The following is a 20,598-nucleotide window of genomic DNA, read 5'->3' on the forward strand; positions in this document are numbered from 1 at the left end:
TGTCTCTACGCCCTGCTTGTAAGATCATGTGCCGTTATACGTTGTTTACGCTTTGAGGAACCCACGATGAGTGAGGCAGAAGCCCGCCCGACTAACTTTATTCGTCAGATCATTGATGAAGATCTGGCTACTGGTAAGCACACCACCGTTCATACCCGTTTCCCACCGGAACCGAACGGCTATCTGCACATTGGCCACGCGAAGTCTATTTGCCTGAACTTTGGCATCGCCCAGGATTACCAGGGCCAATGCAACCTGCGTTTCGATGACACCAACCCGGTGAAGGAAGATATCGAATATGTTGAGTCGATTAAAAACGACGTGCAGTGGTTAGGTTTCCACTGGTCCGGGGATGTTTGCTACTCGTCTGATTATTTCGATCAGCTGCACCAGTATGCGGTTGAACTAATTAATAAAGGCCTGGCCTACGTTGACGAACTGTCAGCAGAAGAGATCCGTGAGTACCGCGGCACGCTGAAAGAGCCGGGTAAAAATAGCCCGTACCGCGATCGCAGCGTGGAAGAGAACCTGGCGCTATTTGAAAAAATGCGTACCGGCGGATTTGCCGAAGGTAAAGCCTGCCTGCGCGCGAAAATCGATATGGCTTCTCCGTTTATCGTGATGCGCGATCCGGTGCTGTACCGCATTAAGTTTGCCGATCACCACCAGACCGGAAGCAAATGGTGCATCTATCCGATGTACGACTTCACCCACTGCATCAGCGATGCGCTGGAAGGGATTACCCACTCGCTGTGTACCCTCGAGTTCCAGGACAACCGCCGCCTGTACGATTGGGTGCTGGATAACATCAGCATTCCCGTGCATCCGCGCCAGTATGAATTCTCGCGCCTGAATCTCGAATACACCGTGATGTCCAAGCGTAAGCTGAATCAGCTGGTGACTGAGAAGCACGTTGAAGGCTGGGATGACCCGCGTATGCCGACCATTTCCGGTCTGCGCCGCCGCGGCTACACCGCTGAGTCTATCCGCGAATTCTGCAAACGCATCGGCGTGACCAAGCAGGACAATACTATCGAGATGGCGTCGCTGGAATCCTGCATTCGTGAAGATCTGAACGAAAACGCCCCGCGCGCGATGGCGGTTATCGACCCGGTTAAGCTGGTTATCGAAAACTATCCGCAGGGCGAAAGCGAAATGGTGGCCATGCCGAACCATCCGAACAAGCCGGAGATGGGCAGCCGTGAGGTGCCGTTCAGTGGCGAAATCTGGATCGATCGCGCCGACTTCCGTGAGGAAGCGAACAAGCAGTACAAGCGTCTGGTGCTGGGTAAAGAAGTTCGCCTGCGTAACGCCTACGTAATTAAAGCGGAGCGCGTGGAGAAAGATGCGGAAGGCAACATCACCACTATCTTCTGCACCTACGATGCCGATACCCTGAGCAAAGATCCGGCCGACGGCCGCAAGGTGAAGGGGGTGATTCACTGGGTGAGCGCGGCGCACGCGCTGCCGGTAGAAATCCGCCTCTACGATCGTCTGTTTAGCGTACCGAACCCGGGCGCGGCGGAAGATTTCCTCGCGGTGATGAACCCGGAATCGCTGGTGATCAAACAGGGATTTGCCGAGCCGAGCCTGGCGCAGGCGCAGGCGGAAAAAGCCTACCAGTTCGAGCGTGAAGGTTATTTCTGCCTGGATAGCCGCTATGCCACCGCAAGCCATCTGGTGTTTAACCGCACCGTCGGCCTGCGTGATACCTGGACGAAAGTCGGCGCGTAGCTACTCGCCATCATTAAGAACGCCGCTTACTGCGGCGTTTTTTTTATTCAGAATCAGCGAATTAAATTACCATATTTTCGCGATGCGAATTAATCTTGTTTACAGATTGTAATAAGCGTTATTTTTAATCCTTCCTGTATATCACCTGAAATCAGCTAATCGCTTTCATTTCCATTTGTTTTCTCTGTTTTTGCAAGCACTTCCACGCTAAACGTGTGATGTCTAAGACTGAAACATAAAGACATAAATTATGTGCGCTTTGTCATAATCTTCATCTTTGCTCGGCAAAAGAGATTGATAATTCGCGTCACGAAAAATAGTCTATACCCAGTGGTTATGCGAATTTTTACCGCACCACTTTTTAAGCTGTCTTATTTTATTTTTTTGCGCGTTGCCTTTGGTAACCGCACTTTTAAAACGTCAAAGAGGATATGCATATGCGTACGTTTAGTGGCAAACGTAGTACGCTGGCGCTGGCTATTGCCGGTGTCACAGCCCTGTCAGGATTTGCAATGGTGCCGGATGCAAAAGCAGAAGGGTTCATTGATGATTCAACGTTAACCGGCGGCATCTATTACTGGCAGCGTGAACGCGACCGTAAAGATGTGACCGACGGTGATAAATATAAAACTAACCTGTCGCACTCCACCTGGAACGCCAACCTCGACTTCCAGTCCGGCTATGCCGCCGACATGTTCGGTATTGACGTTGCTGCCTTTACCGCCATCGAAATGGGCGAAAGCAGCGAGAGCGGTCACCCGAACGAAATCGCTTTCTCCTCGCGCAATAAAACCTACGATGAAGACTATTCCGGCGATAAGAGCGGGATCAGCCTGTATAAAGCAGCCGCAAAATTTAAATTTGGTCCGACCTGGGCGCGCGCGGGCTATATTCAGCCAACCGGCCAGACGCTGCTGGCGCCGCACTGGAGCTTTATGCCGGGGACCTATCAGGGGGCTGAAGCCGGTGCGAACTTTGACTACGGCGATGCGGGCGCGCTGAGTTTCTCCTATATGTGGACGAACGAATATAAAGCGCCGTGGCACATTGAGATGGATGAGTTCTACCAGAACGACAAGAAAACCAAGGTGGATTACCTTCACTCTCTCGGCGCCAAATATGATTTTAAAAACGACCTTGTGCTGGAAGCGGCGTTTGGTCAGGCACAGGGTTACATCGACCAGTATTTTGCCAAGGCCAGCTATAAGTTTGATGTTGCAGGCACGCCGTTAACCACCAGCTATCAGTTCTACGGCACCCGCGATAAGGTCAGCAACGGCGGGGTTAACGACATCTATGACGGCACCGCGTGGCTGCAAGCATTGACCTTTGGTTATAAGGTTGCCGACGTTCTGGACCTGCGTCTGGAAGGAACCTGGGTTAAAGCTGATGGTCAGCAGGGCTACTTCCTGCAGCGTATGACGCCAACTTACGCATCGTCTAACGGGCGACTGGATATCTGGTGGGATAACCGTTCGGACTTCAACGCCAACGGTGAAAAAGCGGTGTTCTTCGGCGCGATGTATGACATGAAGAACTGGAACATGCCGGGCTGGGCCTTTGGCGCATCCTACGTTTATGCCTGGGATGCAAAGCCGGGGAGAATGTCCTCGCCTGATGCGTACTACAATCCGGATAAACGCCTGGAAGAGTCCGCCTATAGCCTGGATGCCATGTACACCGTTCAGGAAGGACGCGCGAAGGGCACGCTGTTCAAACTCCACTTTACGCAATACGACAACCACTCCGATATCCCAAGCTGGAGCGGCGGCTACGGCAACATCTTCCAGGATGAGCGCGACGTGAAGTTCATGGTTATCGCTCCGTTCACCATTTTCTGATGCCACTGCGGCGGGGAAAACCCGCCGCAATTTCCCGAGGTTCATGATGAAAAAGCTAATACTTGTCGCCTTTATGGCAGCAGGTCTGGTTGCCTGTTCCCAGTCGCCAGCGCCTAAGGAAGACTCAAAGTTAAAAGATGCCTACAGCGCCTGCATTAATACCGCAGAGGGCAATCCGGATAAAGTGGAAGCCTGTCAGAGCGTATTGAACGTGCTGAAGCAGGAGAAACAGCATCAGCAGTTCGCGACCCAGGAAAGCGTGCGGGTGCTGGATTATCAGCAGTGCATCCAGGCGCGGAAAACCGGTAACGATCAGGCTGTAGAGGCGCGCTGCGACCAGATCTGGAAAGAGATCCGTAGTAACAATACGCCGCGTTAAGCCTGACCGAGGCGGGCAACGGGCGGAGCGTAAACTCCGCCCGTTGCTATTTTAGCGTGGTATTTCTGCCGGCTGGTAGCCGCGGCTCAGGCGTACGAAGAGCATCGCGGTAGCGGCCAGGCCGCATAGCGCGGCGCACATCAGCCACCAGCCCGGCGAACTTTTATCGCCCGTTATCTCTACCAGCGCGGTGGAAATTGCTGGCGTCAGGCCACCAAAGATCGCGGTGGCGAGGCTAAAGGCCAGTGAAAAGCCGACGGTACGGACGTAGACCGGCATCACTTCCGTCAGGGCGGCCACCATCGCGCCGTTATACATACCAAAGAAGAATGAGAACCAGAGCAGGACCAGCGTCATGCGGGTGAAATCCGGCGCGGCGGTGAGCCAGTTCATTACCGGCCAGGTCGTGAGCAGCGCCAGCAGGGTAATGCCCATCAGCACCGGTCGACGGCCTATTTTGTCAGAAATTGCCCCGCCGATCGGTAACCAGATAAAGTTAGAGATGCCGACCAGCATGGTCACCAGCAGACTGTCGCGGGCGCTCAGGTGCAGCACGGCTCTCCCGTAGGTTGGGGTATAGACGGTAATAAAGTAAAAAGTGGTCGTGGTCATCGCCACCAGCAAGGTCCCCGCCGTGATGATGCGCCAGTTTTTGACAATTGTGCTCAGAATCTCTCGCGTATCAGGACGATGTTTACGCTGCAGGAAGGCTTCGGTTTCTTGTAACGAACGCCGCAGCACAAAAATCAGCGGAATGATCAGACAGCCGATAAAGAAGGGAATGCGCCATCCCCATTCGGCGATCTCATCGTGGCCAAGCGTTTCGTTCAGCGCGTAGCCAATCAGCGCCGCGACGACGATAGCCACCTGCTGGCTGGCGGATTGCCAGCTGGTGTAGAACCCCTTGTTCCCCGGCGTGGCGATTTCCGATAAATAGACCGATACGCCGCCGAGTTCGACGCCCGCCGAGAAACCCTGCAACAGCCGCCCGACAACCACCAGAATGGGGGCGAGAATGCCGATGGTTTGATAGCCGGGAACCAGCGCTATCAGAAGCGTCCCGCAGCCCATAATCGCCAGCGTCACCATCAGTCCTTTACGCCGTCCGATCCTGTCAATATAGGCCCCCAGCACTATCGCGCCGATGGGGCGCATCAGAAAGCCCGAACCAAACACGGCGAAGGTAAGCATTAACGCCGCAAACTCGCTCTCCGCCGGAAAGAACGTTCTGGCGATGTAGGTGGCGTAAAAACCAAACAGAAAAAAGTCGAACTGTTCGAGAAAATTACCGCTGGTCACGCGGAGGATGGCGCCAAAGGTACCGGCGCGCGATGAGGGTTGCGTCATAGGGTTTGCTCTCCATTGTCTTTATCTTGTTTTTATAGAGGTAAGAGGGGGCTAGTCGCCTGCGACTGCCGCCTGTTTTCCGCGCCGTTTCTCAATCGCCCACTTGAGTAACGCCGCACAGCGATAAAATCCGTGGGCAAATTTTCCGTAAGGAAGGGTTAAAAACAGCGCCATCACCACGCCGAGATGAATGGCAAGCAGAATGCCCATCCACGAGGTGTCCCGTCCTGCCAGCAGGGCGAGACCGGTGAAGCTGGTCAGCAGCAGCAGCAGGATAAAGGCGCGATCCATCGGTTTTTGCCGCGGGTCGCCGTGCAGCGGTGAGCGGCGCAGGTTCAGCCATAGCAAACCCGCCGGGCCCACCAGCAGTCCGATGCCGCCGAGCGTACCCAGCACAACCGGTACGCTGAAGAACGGGTAGGGGGCTTCCCAACCGGCGATATAGTGATAACCCGTAGCCACCACGGTGGCGGCGAAACAGAGTAGAAAACCGTAGAAGGTAAAGTGATGGAAACGACGGCGCATCAGGGTAAACGCGTCATCAGCCTCGTTGCAGCCTTTACCGTGCCCGCCGTCGAGATACTTCAGCGTGAGCGCATCATGTGAGGCTTTAGCGATGTCTATGGCCTGGGGCTGACCCGGCGAGATCTCGCGCCAGAAACGGATCACCCCGGCCATCAGTAACCCCATGGCCAGCATGAAGACCGTGCCAAACATCCACGCCAGCAGGTTATGGGGAAAAATCTGGTAAAAATCTCCTGCCAGCGGCGGATGTAGCAGAGAGCCTTTGAGCCCCATCGCCAGCAGCAGAAAGAGGATCAACCCACCGACCAGCGCCAGCGCCGTGGTCACGCCGGCCCGACGATACAGGCTGCCGAAAGCCGCGGGCTGGGCATAATGTTGATAGGTTTCCAGCCGCACTTCCGCCATCGCCTTCGGGACATTAATGGCAAACTCGTGCGGCGGCGCGTACTGGCAGGCATGTAGACAGGCGCCGCAGTTATGGCACAGGTTAGCCAGATAGTTTATATCCGCTTTACCAAAAGCCAGGCGCTGGGTCATCGCCGGAAATACGGCGCAAAAACCTTCGCAGTAGCGGCAGGCGTTACAGACCTGCATCACTCGTTCGACTTCCGCTTCCGGCTCGGTGATGATTTGCGCGTCAATGATCAGCTTTTCAAGCGACTTCATGGTGTCTCTCCTGCAGTGCCGCGCGGGCGGCTTGTTGGCCGGCAATGCGGCCGAATGTCGTCCCGATGGACATGCCCACGCCGGCGGTATAGCCTTTGCCCAATACGTTGCCGGCCATCATCTCACCGGCAACGAACAAGCTACGGCTCGGCTTGCCCGCAAAATGGACGGCGGCGTGTTCATTGACGTAGAGCCCCAGGTAGGTGAAAGTGATCCCCGGTCGTAGGGCATAGCCGTAGTAAGGCGGCGTATCGATGGGCCGCGCCCAGTGGGTTTTCGGCGGCGTCAGGCCGGATGTCGCGCAGTTATCAAGGCGGGTATGATCGAACTGGCCGGGCGCGCAGGCGGCGTTGTAGCGGGCGATAGTTTGCGACAAGCGCTCCGCGTCCAGCCCCAGCTGGCGAGCCAATTCTTCGATGGTATTGGCCTGGGCGCCGGGGAAAACGGGCGGCATAAAGTGGCCGATCGCTTTGCTGTCGATAATCGAGTAACCGATTTGGCCGGGCTGGTGGGCGACCAGCCTGCCCCAGATGGCATAACGTTTGGGCCAGAAATCTTCCCCTTCGTCATAAAAGCGCCCGGCGTCACGGTTGACGACCACCCCCAGCGACACGCAATCCACGCGCGTACAGATCCCGCCATCGTACAGCGGCGCCCTGGCGTCAATGGCGACGCAGTGGGATTGCGAAGGATCGCCGATGATGTCAGCTCCGGCGTCAATCATAAATTTGAGTAACACGCCCTGGTTGAAGCGGGTGCCGCGGATGAGAAAGTTATCGGCTGGCCATTCGCCACGCTCATTCTGTCCCCATGCTTCTCGCAGCCACTCGCGGTTAGATTCAAATCCGCCGGCGGCGAGGACGCAGGTTTTGGCGACGATCCTTTCTTCGCCCGCCAGCGCAGCAACGAATTCGCCATTAGATAATTCGAGCGCCTGTACCGGCGTGTTGTAGCGGATTTGTACGCCCATCTGCTCCGCGCTGCGGTAATAGGCGTTGACCAGGGCTTTGCCGCCGCCCATAAAAAAAGCGTTGGTGCGGGCAACGTGCAGGGCGCCGGAGAGCGGCGGCTGAAAGTTAACGCCGTGCTGGCGCATCCAGTCCCGGCATTGCGATGAGGTGCGGATCACCAGGCGCGCCAGCGCTTCGTTGGTGTTACCCTCGGTGACGCGCAGCAGGTCCTGCCAGTACTCTTCTTCCGGATAGCTGTCGATTAAAACATCCTGCGGAGCATCGTGCATACAGCGAAGATTCCGCGTGTGCTGAGAGTTTCCGCCTCGCCATTCTCGCGGCGCAGCCTCCAGCAGCAGCACGGACGCGCCGGCTTCCCGGGCGGTTAACGCGGCGCATAGCGCGGCATTGCCGCCGCCAATCACCAGTACATCCACCATTTTTGGCTCCATTACGCTTTGCTTGATTGTTAAATTTGTAATGGAAATGTATGTGTTTTGGCCGTGAGAACGCTATGGCGTATTGCTAAAGGGGGGTTTAGTGCGCGTAAAGGCTGGCGCCGGGCCAGCGGCCTGACTCCACGAGCTGACGCATGACTTTCGCCAGTATTACCCGCGCGGCAAGGCCCGCTGGGGTCAGTTCATCATCTGAAAGGCTGACGAGAAAGTTTGGCCGACTGAGTATTGGATTCTCGACGCCGATCACTCTCAGGGACTCGCCGTCGAGATGGGAAATCGCCGCCCCCGGTTGCAGCGTGGCGCCCAGTCCGTCGCGGACGGCGCGCATCAGCAGGGCCAGACCGTCGATTTCAGCCACCACATCAACGTTGAGGGCGTGCTCCTGGCAGATTGCTTCCAGCCTGCCGCGCAGTCCATGCCCCAGGCTTGGCATTATCAGCGGGATAGCGGCCAGCTGGCCAGGCGAGATGCTCGCTTCGGGAAGGGGAGCCAGCACGTCATGGGTGCCAATCAGAAACAGACGCTCTTCGAGAATAGGCCTGGCGCTCCAGCGCACAAGCTTCTCCTTCTGAAACACGATAGCTAAATCAAGCTGGCGGGTGTTGATCATGCGTTCCAGATTACCGGAGAGGCTCTCGACCAAATGCAGGCGGACGTCGGCATAGCTTTCGCGCATCGCGTGAATAAAAGGGACCCCAAGCACAGAGGCGGTGCTGGGGGCCATACCGACGCTGACGTGGCCGGAAAGGCGCGCCTCGCGCGCGGCGAGAACCGCATCGTCGGCGTGACGCAGTGCGAGCTGCGCCTGGGAGTAGAAGGCGAGACCAGCGCTGGTCGGCATTACGCCGCGCGAAGTCCTCTGCAGCAGACGGATGGCGAGTTCGTTCTCAAGGCGCGCCATCTGTTGGCTCAGCGCGGAGACGCCGATATTCAGATCAAGCGCGGCGCGGCCCATACTGCCGGTTTCAATAATGCGGACAAAATAGCGTAGCTGGCGAAGCTCCATGTCGACTCTCCGTACACGTCAGGATGTACTGACAGTAAACGTATTGCAGCGTGAGAGAAAGAGGCAGCAAATTCCGGGCAAAAAAAAGCCAACCTTCAGGTTGGCTTTTTGCGGGATACGATGCGGTGATTATTTCTCTGCCGCGTCGTGGGCATGTTCATCTTCGCGGCAGTCGCCTTCCGCACAGTGGCCGTACAGGTACAGGCTGTGGTTGGTCAGGCGAATGCCGTGCCTTGCGGCAATTTCACGCTGGCGCGCTTCGATGGAATCATCGCTAAATTCGATCACTTTGCCGCAGTCGAGGCAAATCAGGTGATCGTGATGATGCTGCTGCGTCAGTTCAAAAACGGATTTACCGCCTTCAAAATTATGACGGGTGACGATGCCGGCGTCGTCGAACTGGTTCAGTACGCGGTAGACGGTGGCCAGGCCAATCTCTTCACCCATATCAATCAGGCGTTTGTATAAGTCTTCCGCACTGACATGATGGTTATCCGGTCCTTGCAGCACTTCCAGGATTTTTAATCTCGGAAGCGTCACTTTCAGGCCAGCTTTCTTTAATGCGGTATTGTTGTCAGTCATGCGGAATCTGTCCTGTTGCTAAACGATCTACTTCCATCAGCGGAAGTAATACAGAGAATCACCCGATGTAATGCGTCTCATTATAGAACTGCCATGGTGAAATGAAAACTGCAAGCATCGGGCCTTGTATGCTGTCAAAAACGAGGCACTCGCTACAAAGTGCTTCACGCGACCCCGTTAAATCAGAGGACATTGTACAGATATGTGATTAAAAGTTAAAAACTTGTAGCTATAACTTTGATTGCTTTTATCTATCAATTCGACGAAATCTGATGATTTCGTCGTTTAGACTCAGGCATTCTTGATTTCTTCGAGGTGCAGCTCTTCAGAAATCTGTTTTACCCATTTTTCCACGCGTTCGTTAGTCAATTCTGGCTGACGATCTTCGTCAATGGCCAGGCCAACAAAGTGATCGTCATCGGCCAGGCCTTTAGAGGCTTCAAAATGGTAGCCCGCGGTCGGCCAGTGGCCAACGATAGTTGCGCCGCGCGGTTCGATGATATCGCGGATGGTACCAAGCGCATCGCAGAAGTATTCAGCATAGTCTTCCTGATCGCCACAGCCAAATAGCGCGACCAGTTTGCCGTTGAAATCGATCTCTTCCAGCGTCGGGAAGAAATCGTCCCAGTCGCACTGGGCTTCGCCGTAGTACCAGGTCGGAATGCCGAGCAGCAGGATATCGTGACCTTCCAGATCCTCTTTGCTGCTTTTGGCAATGTCGTGAACATCAGCAACATCTTTACCAAGCTGCTTTTGGATCATTTTTGCAATATTTTCGGTGTTGCCGGTGTCGCTGCCAAAAAAGATGCCGATGATTGCCATGAGTAAAATAACCTCTTGAAACTTAATGATGTGGTAGTGGCATAATGCCCGCAGATAGGGGCAATGATAGCAGAACAGAGAAGGACGCGGAAACAGCAATCACGCCCAACTGCACACTCTGCTACATGAAAGCTTATTTTTTGAGGGTTTTAGGCTTTATCCTGGCCGCGCAGGGCCGCCAGCTGGCTCATCAGCATCTCTTCGATAAGATCGCTGCGGTTCATATTACGGGCTTCCGCCAGCTCATTAAGCGCATCGACCGCATCGGCATTCAGCTTTAGCTCCACGCGCTTAAGACCGCGACTCTTGTCGCGTTTAAGCTGATTGCGTTTGTTGATGCGCAGCTGTTCATCACGCGAAAGCGGATTGGTTTTCGGTCTACCCGGCCGACGCTCGGTTGCGAACAAATCTAATGTCGTACGGTCCGTTTGTTCTTTTGCCATGATTCAGAGTGACTTCGGGGGAAACAAGCTATCGGGCATAGCCGACGCAGACAGCGCGCCATAATACATCAGGCGACGGGCTGCGCCAACGACCGCGGGCATTAAGCCGCGCGGTCGGGCAGATTTTAGCCAGTCAGGCGGCGATAGAGGTTAAATAACGACGAATTGCGCGGATCACGGCCTCCGGTTTTTCGGCATGCACCCAGTGCCCGGCGCCGGCGATAACGTGCGCACGCGCCTGGGGAAACTGCGCCAATAGTGCGTCACGGTATGCGTCGGTGACGTAGGGGGAGTTACCGCCGGGGATAAACAGCGCCGGATGTGGCCAGGCCGGAACGGTTTGCCAGCCGACGATATTATCGTACTGCTCCCACAGCACCGGTACGTTAAACCGCCACTGGCCGTCTACGAAGGACTTCAGCAGAAACTGAATCACGCCCTCTTCGTTAAGGTGCTGACGCATGACTGCCGCCGCCTGTTGGCGCGTTGCGGCGCCCGCGTCGGTGACGGCGTTGATGGCGGCGAAGATTTCATCATGACGGCGAACCTGATAATCCACCGGGGCGATATCAATGGCGATCAGGCCCGCGATGCGCTCCGGCGCCAGCGCGCTCAGCGCCATCACCGCTTTACCGCCCATGGAGTGACCAATAAAGGTAGCTTTCTCAATCTGTGATTCATTGAGAGTATCAAGCAGATCCTGGGCCATCGCGGCATAGGTCATTTCCGGCGAGCGCGGCGAAAGACCGTGGTTTCGCATGTCGACCTGTAAAATATCGCGATCGTGAACCAGGTCGCGGGCGAGGATCCCAAGGTTATCCAGGCTGCCAAAAAGGCCGTGGACCAGGACGATAGGGGGATTATTGTGCGGATTCTGTGCAGATTGCGCTCGGCTATTTAATTTCATGGCAAAGTTCTTTTTTTCGCTCCGTCGGGTTAGGGTATTATGTTGGACATTCTGCCATCCGGCTGCAAGACCCGGAAGATTTCCGAGTTTTACCGCCATCCTGGTTTGACGCTATCCGCGGTTGGGATTTGACCCTATAATCCCGACAACTTGTATTCAGAAAAAGATATCGCACTGGATTAAGATGAAAACAATTGAAGTTGATGATGAACTCTATAGCTATATTGCCAGCCATACCAAGCATATTGGCGAGAGCGCATCCGACATTTTACGGCGTATGTTGAAGTTTTCCGCCGTTTCCCAGCCTGTCGCACCGGTAGCGAAAGCCGCTCCGGCCCCTGCGCCAACGCCTGCCGCTGAAGTGAAGCCCGCTAATCCTCTGAAAGATAAAGTCCGCGCGATGCGTGAGCTGCTGTTATCTGATGAGTACGCTGAACAAAAGCGCGCGGTAAACCGTTTCATGCTGGTTCTGACTACCCTCTACTCCTTAGACAGCAAAGCGTTCGCGGAGGCGACCGAGTCCCTGCACGGCCGCACCCGCGTTTATTTCGCTGAGGATGAGCGAACGCTGCAGAAAAACGGTAATCAGACGAAACCTAAGCAGGTTCCTGGTACACCGTGGTGGGTCATTACAAATACCAATACCGGTCGCAAATGCAGCATGATCGAACATATCATGCAGTCTATGCAGTTCCCTGCGGAATTGATCGAAAAGGTTTGCGGTACAATCTAGTTAATTAACTTTTGCACCAGAAGGATCAGGCAATGGCAATCGATAAGCGCGCGGGTCAACCTGCGCAACAGAGTGATTTGATTAACGTCGCCCAGCTGACTGCCCAGTACTATGTGCTGAAGCCGGAAGTCGGCAACGCGGAACATGCGGTGAAGTTTGGCACCTCCGGTCACCGCGGCAGCGCGGCGCGCCACAACTTCAACGAGCAGCACATTCTGGCGATTGCTCAGGCAATTGCGGAAGACCGCGCGAAGAACGGGATCGCCGGCCCATGCTATGTCGGGAAGGACACGCACGCACTCTCCGAACCGGCTTTCATTTCCGTACTGGAAGTGCTGGCGGCAAACGGCGTTGACGTCATCGTTCAGGAAAACAACGGCTTCACCCCGACGCCGGCGATTTCCAATGCGATTCTGGTGCATAACAAAAAGGGCGGTCCGCTGGCTGACGGTATTGTGATCACGCCGTCCCACAACCCGCCGGAAGACGGTGGTATCAAGTACAATCCGCCAAACGGCGGCCCGGCGGATACCAACGTGACCAAGGTTGTCGAAAATCGCGCCAATGAACTGCTCGCTGCCGGTCTGCAGGGCGTCAAGCGTATTTCTCTTGATGCGGCGCTGGCCTCCGGCCACGTTAAAGAACAGGATCTGGTGCAGCCGTTTATTGAAGGGCTGGCGGATATCGTCGATATGGCGGCGATCCAGAAAGCCGGATTGACCCTCGGCGTTGACCCGCTGGGCGGCTCCGGTATCGAATACTGGAAGCGTATCGCTGAGCATTACAACCTCAATCTAACCATCGTCAACGACCATGTCGATCAGACCTTCCGCTTTATGCATCTCGATAAAGACGGCGCAATCCGCATGGACTGCTCCTCCGAGTGCGCGATGGCGGGCCTGCTGGCGCTGCGCGACAAATTTGACCTGGCCTTCGCGAATGACCCGGATTACGACCGTCACGGTATCGTCACGCCGGCCGGGTTGATGAACCCGAACCACTATCTGGCGGTGGCGATTAACTACCTGTTCCAGCATCGCCCGCAGTGGGGCAAAGATGTCGCTGTGGGTAAAACCCTGGTCTCCTCGGCGATGATTGACCGCGTGGTTAACGACCTCGGCCGTAAGCTGGTGGAAGTGCCGGTCGGCTTTAAGTGGTTTGTTGATGGTCTGTTTGACGGCAGCTTCGGCTTCGGCGGCGAAGAGAGCGCGGGCGCTTCGTTCCTGCGCTTTGACGGCACTCCGTGGTCCACCGACAAAGACGGCATCATCATGTGCCTGCTGGCGGCGGAAATCACCGCGGTCACCGGGAAAAACCCGCAGCAGCACTACGACGAGCTGGCAGAGCGCTTCGGCGCGCCGAGCTACAACCGTCTGCAGGCCTCCGCGACCTCTGCCCAGAAAGCGGCGCTGTCTAAGCTCTCTCCGGAAATGGTCAGCGCCAGCACCCTGGCGGGCGACCCGATTACCGCGCGTCTGACCGCGGCGCCGGGTAACGGGGCGGCGATTGGCGGCCTGAAGGTGATGACCGACAACGGCTGGTTCGCCGCGCGTCCTTCAGGTACCGAAGACGCCTATAAAATCTACTGTGAAAGCTTCCTTGGCGCTGAGCACCGTCAGCAGATTGAGAAAGAAGCGGTGGAAATTGTCAGCGAAGTGCTAAAAAACGCGTAAGTGACATGATGATAATCAGGCCCTTTTCAGGGCCTGATTTTTTTCGCAGGGATAGCGATGAAACTGGAACAAAAAAACGTTTATTGGTTTTGGGGCGGGATGGATCTCTTTTATCTCTTGCAGTTTATTGGCTGGAATATCTACCACCAGCGAGTGCCACTTTACGACGATATCCTCTCCTTTTTACCGCTGCTGCAAACCTGGGGCTCCGCGGCCGCCTGGCTGTTTTCACTTCATTTTATTCTGACTGTCAGTATTCCCGCGTCGATGATTCTCTTCTGGCGCCAGAGCCGCTATGCGCCATGGCTGGCCTATGCGCAGACGCCGCTGCGTCTGGCCTTTATGCTCCCGTCGCTTTCGCTGGTGGTCTGGCTGGCACAGGCGATGGCATTTAAAGCGCGGCCTTCTTTATTGCTCTGCTGCTGGTTTCAGAAGCGGCAAAAGTCGTGACATTATGGCGATGCCGCAAGGTTTGACCTTACGTGTTATCAAGACGACACAGGGTTGCCGGGTATTACGCTGACTGAATCGGGCATAAACGGGTATTATAGCTTTGACCGGGTTTGCCCGTTTTAGTGAATATGCTGCTAAAGCAAACGAACAATCACGGCTAATTCTGCGATTTTAATCACAATTTTATTCCATCCAAAATGAAAGTTACCTGATATATATGATCAACTTCAAACTAAAAAAAGCTAAAAACTTGTTTTGATTTTGTATGATTTATGTCACTTACTGATATGGACGATTTTGTTATATTTATGTCATTAAATCCTGAATGCTTTCTTGAGAACGTCTATGTTACAAGTGAAACGTCATTCATTAATTGTGGAATATGTCGTAGAAAAAGGATGTGCCAGAGTTAATGAACTCTCACAGATATTTGGCGTATCTCCAGAAACTATTCGTCGAGATTTAACCTCGCTGGCGAAAAATAAAAAAATAGTTCGCAGTTTTGGCGGCGCAATGATTTCTGAAAATAACGCATCATTTTTAGCTGCCGATACGCCGACAAATCACGGGAACTTTGTCGATAAAGCCGAGGCCTTTATTAAGCGTACCAAAGAGCAGCCAGAACGTAAGATGCGCATCGCTAAAGGTGCGCTGCAGTTTATTCATGAGCATGAGTGCATTATCATGGATAATAGCAGCTCCTGCTGGTTTTTAGCACGCCAGCTGCCTGACATCGAGCTGACGGTGATTACCAATTCTTTGAATATTATTCAAACCTTAGCCTGTCGTAAGAAAATAAGAATAGTCAGCGTTGGGGGTGAATATTCTGAGCGCCACGGTGATTTTCACGGTCCGGTCGCCGAGTTCATTATCAACAACTTTAAGGTCAATAAGCTGTTTTTTTCTTGCCAGGGGCTCGACGCCGGGCTGGAAATAAAAGACAGCAATGAAGTTAACGTCCGGCTGAAGCAGGAGATGCTCAAAGTTGCCGATCAAAAAATCCTGATGGTCGATAGCAGTAAGTTTGAACGCTATTCACTCTATAAAATATGCGATCTGGCGGATATTGATGTGTTGATCACTAACGAATTACCAGCTGATATCTATCGCCAGCACCAGGTACATATTGTCGAGACTAAATAGCCGTTCTGCCAGATATTTTACAGGCATTATTATTTAATAGTCCTTGTGTCAAATGGAGGAGTATTGCGCTAGCAATACTATTCCTCTTCATTATTTATCCGAAAAAGAGGTTTACGATGGAACAATTACCTGAAGGTATGAAAGCGGTTGTCTGCCATGGCCCCCAGGATTATCGCTTTGAGAAAATTCCCCGCCCGGTCGCCAAAGAAAAGGAAGTGGTTATTAAGGTTGACGGGTGTGGAATCTGCGCCGGCGACTGCAAGGCCCAGGACGGCGCGCCGATGTTCTGGGGCGATAATCCGTGGGTAAAAACACCGGTAGTGCCCGGCCATGAGTTTTACGGTCGGGTTGCCGAGTTAGGCCCGGGCTCCGCTGAAAAATATCAATTAAAAATTGGCGATCGCATCCTGGCCGAACAGATTGTCCCCTGCCATGAATGCCGTTTCTGTAAAACCGGAAAATACTGGATGTGCGAAACCCATGATATTTACGGCTTCCAGAAAGATGTCGCCGATGGTGGTATGGCTGAATATATGCGTTTCTCCGAACGCGCGATTATTCATAAAATTCCTGAATCATTAAGTGAAGAAGATGCTGCGCTGATCGAACCTATGGCCTGCGCAATCCATACGGTACGCCGCGGCGATATCGAACTGGATGATGTGGTTGTTATCGCCGGCGCTGGGCCGCTGGGGCTGTGTATGGTACAGGTCGCTCATCTGAAAACGCCGAAGAAACTGGTGGTCATCGACACGATGGACGACCGCCTGGCGCTGGCGAAAGCGTTTGGCGCCGACGTGGTCATCAATGCGGCGCAAGAGGACGCCATCGCTATCGTAAAATCCATGACCGATGGCTACGGCTGCGATGTATATATCGAAGCGACGGGTGCCCCCATTGGCGTGACCCAGGGTCTGGAGATGATTCGTAAGCTGGGACGCTTCGTTGAGTTCAGCGTGTTTGGTAAAGAAACGACCGCCGACTGGTCGATTATTGGCGACCGTAAAGAGCTAGATATCCGCGGCGCGCATCTGGGACCTTACAGCTATGAAATCGCCATCGATCTCTTTGCGCGCGGTCTGCTGACCGCCAAAGGCGTGGTGACGCATTTCTATTCTATTGATGAATGGAAAGCCGCTTTTGAGATGGCTAAATCGCTCGATTCCATTAAGGTCGTCATTAAGCCATAAAAATTTTTAACTAGTTAAGTTCGCCATTTTTAATTATTACGCTAATGACCGTCGATGGCTGTTCATTAAATACTGCATTTCAATCATGGGGATAACTGAGATCAATATCGGTGGCTTCTGGCTATCCGTCAGCGGTGGATTTATTGCTCAGTATATCAGGCAGCATCCGTACCATGAAAACGCTGATAAATAAATTTTATTTCTCAGCGCATTACTCAATAAGGAGATAGTGAATGCCTGTAAAATTTAAGACTAAAGCAATACTCTCAGGACTTCTTGCGATGAGCCTGGTTGCCTGCGTTAATGCCAAACCTTTGACTATTGGTATGTCGTTCCAGGAATTGAATAACGAATATTTCGTCACCATGAAAGAGTCGCTTGAGCAGTCGGCAAAAGATATTAATGCCACCGTCTATACAGCGGATGCGGCGCATGATGTCTCCAAGCAGATTAGCGACGTTGAGGATATGCTGCAAAAGAAAATAGATATTTTGCTGATTAACCCAGCTGATAGCGTCGGTGCGGAAACCGCCGTACTGGCCGCTAAAAAAGCCGGCGTGGTGGTGGTAGCGATAGATGCTCAGGCTAATGGCCCGATAGATTCTTTTGTCGGCTCAAAAAACTATGATGCGGGCTTTATTGCCGGGGAGCACTTAGCCAAAGCGCTGGGTGATAAAGGCAACGTAGCGATTCTCGACGGGATTCCGGTAGTGCCTATTCTGGAGCGTGTGCGCGGCTTTGAAGATGCGATGAAAAAGCATCCCAATATTAAAGTGATTACCAAACTGAATGGTAAACAAGAGCGCGATACCTCCATGAGCGTGACGGAAAATATGCTGCAATCCAACCCGACGCTCAACGGTATTTTTAGCGTGAATGATGTTGGCTCACTTGGCGCTCTGGCGGCGATTCAGGCATCAGGACGCGATGTGAAGCTAGTGAGCGTTGATGGTTCTCCGGAAGCGGTCGCTGAAATTGCTAAAGGTAATACGCCGTTTATTGCCACCGCCGCTCAGTTCCCGCGCGATCAGCTGCGTATTGGTTTAGGCATTGCTCTGGCCAAACATTGGGGCGCGAATATTCCTAAGGAGATCCCTGTTGATGTGAAGCTTATCGATAAAACCAACGCCAAAGATTTCCACTGGTAATCGCCTTATTACGCCACAGCGGCTCTCGCTAATTCAGGTGAGCCGTGCCGGATTCTTATTAAAGTATGGCTCGCTATTTTACCGAGCCATTATGGAGCGATGTTTATGCCCAGCTTACTGGAAGTCAAAAACGTCAGTAAAAGCTTCCCCGGGGTCAAGGCGCTGGATAATGTCAATATCACCCTTGGCCGAGGGGAGGTGCATGCTTTATTAGGTGAAAACGGCGCGGGTAAATCGACGTTAATGAAAATCCTTTGCGGGATATATCAACCTGACGCTGGTAATATTTTTATTGATGGTAAGCAACAGCATTTTCATAACTATCGTGACGCGATTGCCTGCGGCGTAGGGATTATCTTTCAGGAGTTTTCTCTTATTCCCTATCTGAACGCTTATGAGAATATTTTCCTTAATCGCGAAAAGGTAAATAGTTTTGGCCTGTTAGATCGTAAAGCGATGCGCCGCGAGGCGTTGCGGATTTTTAAAGATCTTGGCGTGACCCTCGATCCCGATGAGCAAATTTGCCATCTCAGCGTCGCCGAGCAGCAGTTTGTGGAAATTGCCAAAGCGCTGTCGCTGGATGCGCGAATTCTCATTCTGGATGAGCCCACCGCGACCTTAACCCCGAGCGAAGCGGAGCATCTTTTCCGCGTGATGCGCGATTTAAAGGCCAAAGGCGTCGGGATGTTCTTTATTTCTCACCATCTAGAGGAGATATATGAGATCTGTGACAGCCTGAGCATACTCCGCGACGGCAAATATATCGGGTCGGCACAGGTCGACAATATCGATATCGCCGAGATGATCCATATGATGGTCGGCCGTGAGGTGGAGAATATCTATCCCGAACGGCGGACGCTGGCGCATGATGACATACTACTGGAGGCGGAAATTCAGCTTACCGAAAGTAGCCAGGTCAATCGGCTGACGCTGCGCAAAGGGGAGATCTTAGGCCTCGCTGGGCTAGTGGGATCGGGGCGTTCCGAAGCGATCCTGGCTCTGACCGGCGCGGATAAATGCTTCAAAAAACGCGTCCGCCTGGCCGGAAAAGAGGTGACGATAAAATCCACCGACCGGGCTCTGCGTCTGGGCATTGGTCTGTTGCCGGAAAGCCGAAAAACGCAGGGGCTGGTGCTGCCTTTTTCGGTCAAAGATAATATCTGGCTTAACAAACACGCCTGCCAGTTCTCGCTTATCCGCGATAACGAAGAGCGCCTGACCGCCGAGCGCTTAATTAGTCACGTTGGCGTGAAAACGCCGGATGCCGGGACCGCGGTGGGAACGCTGAGCGGCGGTAACCAGCAGAAAGTCGTTATTTCCCGTTGGTTGAATCATGATGTCAATATTCTTATTTTTGACGAACCGACTCGTGGTATTGATGTCGGAGCGAAATCAGAAATCTATCAGATTATGCGCGACCTCACCGCCCAGGGTATTTCAATAATTATGATTTCATCTGAGCTACCAGAGGTGATTGGCGTTAGCGACCGGGTGATGGTTTTTCGCGACGGTAATATCGTTGCCGAACTCGAGAGCGACCAAATCAATTCCACAGTGATTATGCTGCACGCTGCCGGTAATATTATTTAGGGAGTATTAAATGAGTAATGAAAACGTGTCATTAGCGCCCGCCGCATCTCCTGATAAAAATAAAAAGATGCTCCATGGTTTATTAAAAATGCCCGCGTTCCTGCCGTTTGTTGGTCTGGTACTCCTGTTCTCCTGTATGGCTATTTTTAATGACTACTTTTTAACGGTCGATAACTTATCGACCGTCGCCCGTCAGGTCTCGATTAATGCCATCATTGCTATTGGGATGACCTTTGCCATCCTGACCGGCGGGATCGACCTCTCCGTCGGCGCGGTCATGGCCCTGGCCGGTACCCTGATGGCGGGATTAATGAAGTACTACGGTTTAGATCCGTGGTTAGCCATTCTTATCGGCCTGTGTTCTGGCGTCGCCTTTGGCGCGCTGAACGGCTTTTTAACCGCCTACGGTAAAATGCCGCCGATTATCGTGACCCTCGGGGCAATGATTATTGCGAAGGGGCTGGCGCTAATCTATACCGGCGGCTATCCCATTTCCGGCTTACCGGATTCATTCGCTTTTTGGGGCCGCGAATATCTGTTCGGTATTCAGGTGCCTATTATTCTGATGGCGGTTTTATATCTCATCTTTTATATCGTCCTGAATCATATGCCGTTTGGTCGCTATGTTTATTCCCTCGGCGGTAATGAAGAAGCGGCGCGTCTGAGCGGCCTGCGGGTGAAATATTATAAATTGCTGGTTTACGTGATCAGCGGCTTTACTGCCAGTTTTGCCGGTCTTATTTTCACCTCGCGGGTGATGAGCGGCCAGCCGAATGCCGGCGTCGGATTTGAACTGGATGCCATTGCCGCAGTGGTACTCGGCGGGGCATCCATTGCTGGCGGTCGCGGAATGATTATCGGCACGCTGATTGGCGCCATGATGCTCGGCGTACTGAATAATGGTTTAAACCTTCTTGGGATCTCACCCTACGTTCAGTACGTGGTGAAAGGGCTTATTATTTGGGGCGCCACCTTTATTAGCTCAGCCAGACGTTAACTTATTTTAAA

19 protein-coding genes are annotated in these 20,598 nt (G+C 53.4%); 11 read left to right on the forward strand and 8 right to left on the reverse strand.

The genetic code is table 11. The annotated features are described in order from the left end of the window. Positions 1-66 precede the first annotated feature (66 nt). The 3 genes from glnS (at position 67) to KCG39_RS26475 (ending at position 3,954) form a co-directional block, all read left to right on the forward strand. Complete coding sequence (gene glnS / locus KCG39_RS26465) at positions 67-1,734, forward strand: glutamine--tRNA ligase (protein WP_049114179.1); 1,668 nt, start codon at positions 67-69, stop codon at positions 1,732-1,734. A 437-nt stretch (positions 1,735-2,171) separates the two neighbouring features. Then, positions 2,172-3,575, forward strand: coding sequence for a chitoporin ChiP (chiP, locus tag KCG39_RS26470; RefSeq protein ID WP_004130464.1), 1,404 nt, complete (start codon positions 2,172-2,174; stop codon positions 3,573-3,575). A 46-nt stretch (positions 3,576-3,621) separates the two neighbouring features. After that, positions 3,622-3,954 (forward strand): ChiQ/YbfN family lipoprotein, encoded by a 333-nt coding sequence (locus tag KCG39_RS26475; RefSeq protein ID WP_049114178.1) that lies wholly within the window; start codon positions 3,622-3,624, stop codon positions 3,952-3,954. A gap of 51 nt (positions 3,955-4,005) precedes the next feature. Here the strand turns inward: KCG39_RS26475 and tcuC are convergent, their stop codons facing one another. From tcuC to ybfF, 8 genes are all read right to left on the reverse strand, one after another. Next, positions 4,006-5,301: an MFS transporter gene (tcuC, locus tag KCG39_RS26480; RefSeq protein WP_004130467.1), complete on the reverse strand. Its 1,296-nt coding sequence runs from the start codon at positions 5,299-5,301 to the stop codon at positions 4,006-4,008. Positions 5,302-5,352: 51 nt separating this feature from the next. Next, a complete protein-coding gene (tcuB, locus tag KCG39_RS26485; protein WP_142467803.1) occupies positions 5,353-6,492 on the reverse strand; it encodes a tricarballylate utilization 4Fe-4S protein TcuB in 1,140 nt (379 codons plus the stop codon). Further along, the gene (tcuA, locus tag KCG39_RS26490) at positions 6,479-7,882 is read right to left on the reverse strand and encodes an FAD-dependent tricarballylate dehydrogenase TcuA (RefSeq protein ID WP_004130471.1); all 1,404 of its coding nucleotides are present in this window, start codon (positions 7,880-7,882) and stop codon (positions 6,479-6,481) included. The genes tcuB and tcuA overlap by 14 nt, the downstream gene beginning before the upstream one ends. Positions 7,883-7,979: 97 nt before the next feature. Beyond that, entirely contained in the window at positions 7,980-8,906 is a 927-nt protein-coding gene (gene tcuR, locus KCG39_RS26495; protein ID WP_049115040.1) for a tricarballylate utilization LysR family transcriptional regulator TcuR, read from the reverse strand. 129 nt (positions 8,907-9,035) lie between these two features. Then, complete coding sequence (fur, locus tag KCG39_RS26500) at positions 9,036-9,488, reverse strand: ferric iron uptake transcriptional regulator (protein WP_004130476.1); 453 nt, start codon at positions 9,486-9,488, stop codon at positions 9,036-9,038. 291 nt (positions 9,489-9,779) lie between these two features. Continuing rightward, positions 9,780-10,310, reverse strand: coding sequence for a flavodoxin FldA (fldA, locus tag KCG39_RS26505; RefSeq protein WP_004130478.1), 531 nt, complete (start codon positions 10,308-10,310; stop codon positions 9,780-9,782). Between the two features lie 149 nt (positions 10,311-10,459). Further along, positions 10,460-10,753 (reverse strand): LexA regulated protein, encoded by a 294-nt coding sequence (gene ybfE, locus KCG39_RS26510; RefSeq protein WP_004130480.1) that lies wholly within the window; start codon positions 10,751-10,753, stop codon positions 10,460-10,462. A 133-nt stretch (positions 10,754-10,886) separates the two neighbouring features. Then, positions 10,887-11,660: an esterase gene (gene ybfF, locus KCG39_RS26515; protein ID WP_004130483.1), complete on the reverse strand. Its 774-nt coding sequence runs from the start codon at positions 11,658-11,660 to the stop codon at positions 10,887-10,889. 184 nt (positions 11,661-11,844) lie between these two features. Here ybfF and seqA point away from each other — a divergent pair, with 184 nt between their 5' ends. The 8 genes from seqA (at position 11,845) to KCG39_RS26555 (ending at position 20,587) form a co-directional block, all read left to right on the forward strand. Continuing rightward, positions 11,845-12,393, forward strand: coding sequence for a replication initiation negative regulator SeqA (gene seqA, locus KCG39_RS26520; RefSeq protein WP_004130486.1), 549 nt, complete (start codon positions 11,845-11,847; stop codon positions 12,391-12,393). A gap of 32 nt (positions 12,394-12,425) precedes the next feature. Then, the gene (gene pgm / locus KCG39_RS26525) at positions 12,426-14,066 is read left to right on the forward strand and encodes a phosphoglucomutase (alpha-D-glucose-1,6-bisphosphate-dependent) (protein ID WP_004130488.1); all 1,641 of its coding nucleotides are present in this window, start codon (positions 12,426-12,428) and stop codon (positions 14,064-14,066) included. Positions 14,067-14,123: 57 nt separating this feature from the next. Then, positions 14,124-14,516 carry an arginine:ornithine antiporter gene (locus KCG39_RS26530; protein WP_375293861.1) on the forward strand — a complete coding sequence of 131 codons (393 nt, stop codon included), beginning with the start codon at positions 14,124-14,126 and terminating at the stop codon, positions 14,514-14,516. A gap of 348 nt (positions 14,517-14,864) precedes the next feature. Further along, entirely contained in the window at positions 14,865-15,662 is a 798-nt protein-coding gene (locus KCG39_RS26535; protein ID WP_004130492.1) for a DeoR/GlpR family DNA-binding transcription regulator, read from the forward strand. A 116-nt stretch (positions 15,663-15,778) separates the two neighbouring features. Further along, positions 15,779-16,852, forward strand: a complete 1,074-nt coding sequence (locus tag KCG39_RS26540) for an erythritol/L-threitol dehydrogenase (RefSeq protein ID WP_004130493.1) — start codon at positions 15,779-15,781, stop codon at positions 16,850-16,852. A 281-nt stretch (positions 16,853-17,133) separates the two neighbouring features. Beyond that, positions 17,134-18,000: an ABC transporter substrate-binding protein gene (locus KCG39_RS26545; RefSeq protein ID WP_224325664.1), complete on the forward strand. Its 867-nt coding sequence runs from the start codon at positions 17,134-17,136 to the stop codon at positions 17,998-18,000. Between the two features lie 105 nt (positions 18,001-18,105). Then, positions 18,106-19,590, forward strand: a complete 1,485-nt coding sequence (locus KCG39_RS26550; protein ID WP_142467801.1) for a sugar ABC transporter ATP-binding protein — start codon at positions 18,106-18,108, stop codon at positions 19,588-19,590. Between the two features lie 67 nt (positions 19,591-19,657). Further along, positions 19,658-20,587, forward strand: coding sequence for an ABC transporter permease (locus KCG39_RS26555; RefSeq protein ID WP_049115043.1), 930 nt, complete (start codon positions 19,658-19,660; stop codon positions 20,585-20,587). Positions 20,588-20,598: the final 11 nt, after the last annotated feature.

The organism is Klebsiella pasteurii (assembly GCF_018139045.1).
Lineage (GTDB): Bacteria > Pseudomonadota > Gammaproteobacteria > Enterobacterales > Enterobacteriaceae > Klebsiella > Klebsiella grimontii.

Excerpts from the sequence above, each read along its gene's own strand:
- ybfE (WP_004130480.1), bottom strand. The coding sequence starts at position 10,753 with ATGGCAAAAGAACAAACGGACCGTACGACATTAGATTTGTTCGCAACC.
- chiP (WP_004130464.1), top strand. The coding sequence starts at position 2,172 with ATGCGTACGTTTAGTGGCAAACGTAGTACGCTGGCGCTGGCTATTGCC.
- tcuR (WP_049115040.1), bottom strand. The coding sequence starts at position 8,906 with ATGGAGCTTCGCCAGCTACGCTATTTTGTCCGCATTATTGAAACCGGC.
- KCG39_RS26475 (WP_049114178.1), top strand. The coding sequence starts at position 3,622 with ATGAAAAAGCTAATACTTGTCGCCTTTATGGCAGCAGGTCTGGTTGCC.
- tcuC (WP_004130467.1), bottom strand. The coding sequence starts at position 5,301 with ATGACGCAACCCTCATCGCGCGCCGGTACCTTTGGCGCCATCCTCCGC.
- KCG39_RS26540 (WP_004130493.1), top strand. The coding sequence starts at position 15,779 with ATGGAACAATTACCTGAAGGTATGAAAGCGGTTGTCTGCCATGGCCCC.
- pgm (WP_004130488.1), top strand. The coding sequence starts at position 12,426 with ATGGCAATCGATAAGCGCGCGGGTCAACCTGCGCAACAGAGTGATTTG.
- KCG39_RS26535 (WP_004130492.1), top strand. The coding sequence starts at position 14,865 with ATGTTACAAGTGAAACGTCATTCATTAATTGTGGAATATGTCGTAGAA.
- ybfF (WP_004130483.1), bottom strand. The coding sequence starts at position 11,660 with ATGAAATTAAATAGCCGAGCGCAATCTGCACAGAATCCGCACAATAAT.
- fldA (WP_004130478.1), bottom strand. The coding sequence starts at position 10,310 with ATGGCAATCATCGGCATCTTTTTTGGCAGCGACACCGGCAACACCGAA.
- KCG39_RS26530 (WP_375293861.1), top strand. The coding sequence starts at position 14,124 with ATGAAACTGGAACAAAAAAACGTTTATTGGTTTTGGGGCGGGATGGAT.
- glnS (WP_049114179.1), top strand. The coding sequence starts at position 67 with ATGAGTGAGGCAGAAGCCCGCCCGACTAACTTTATTCGTCAGATCATT.
- seqA (WP_004130486.1), top strand. The coding sequence starts at position 11,845 with ATGAAAACAATTGAAGTTGATGATGAACTCTATAGCTATATTGCCAGC.
- KCG39_RS26550 (WP_142467801.1), top strand. The coding sequence starts at position 18,106 with ATGCCCAGCTTACTGGAAGTCAAAAACGTCAGTAAAAGCTTCCCCGGG.
- KCG39_RS26555 (WP_049115043.1), top strand. The coding sequence starts at position 19,658 with ATGCTCCATGGTTTATTAAAAATGCCCGCGTTCCTGCCGTTTGTTGGT.
- tcuA (WP_004130471.1), bottom strand. The coding sequence starts at position 7,882 with ATGGTGGATGTACTGGTGATTGGCGGCGGCAATGCCGCGCTATGCGCC.
- tcuB (WP_142467803.1), bottom strand. The coding sequence starts at position 6,492 with ATGAAGTCGCTTGAAAAGCTGATCATTGACGCGCAAATCATCACCGAG.
- KCG39_RS26545 (WP_224325664.1), top strand. The coding sequence starts at position 17,134 with ATGAGCCTGGTTGCCTGCGTTAATGCCAAACCTTTGACTATTGGTATG.
- fur (WP_004130476.1), bottom strand. The coding sequence starts at position 9,488 with ATGACTGACAACAATACCGCATTAAAGAAAGCTGGCCTGAAAGTGACG.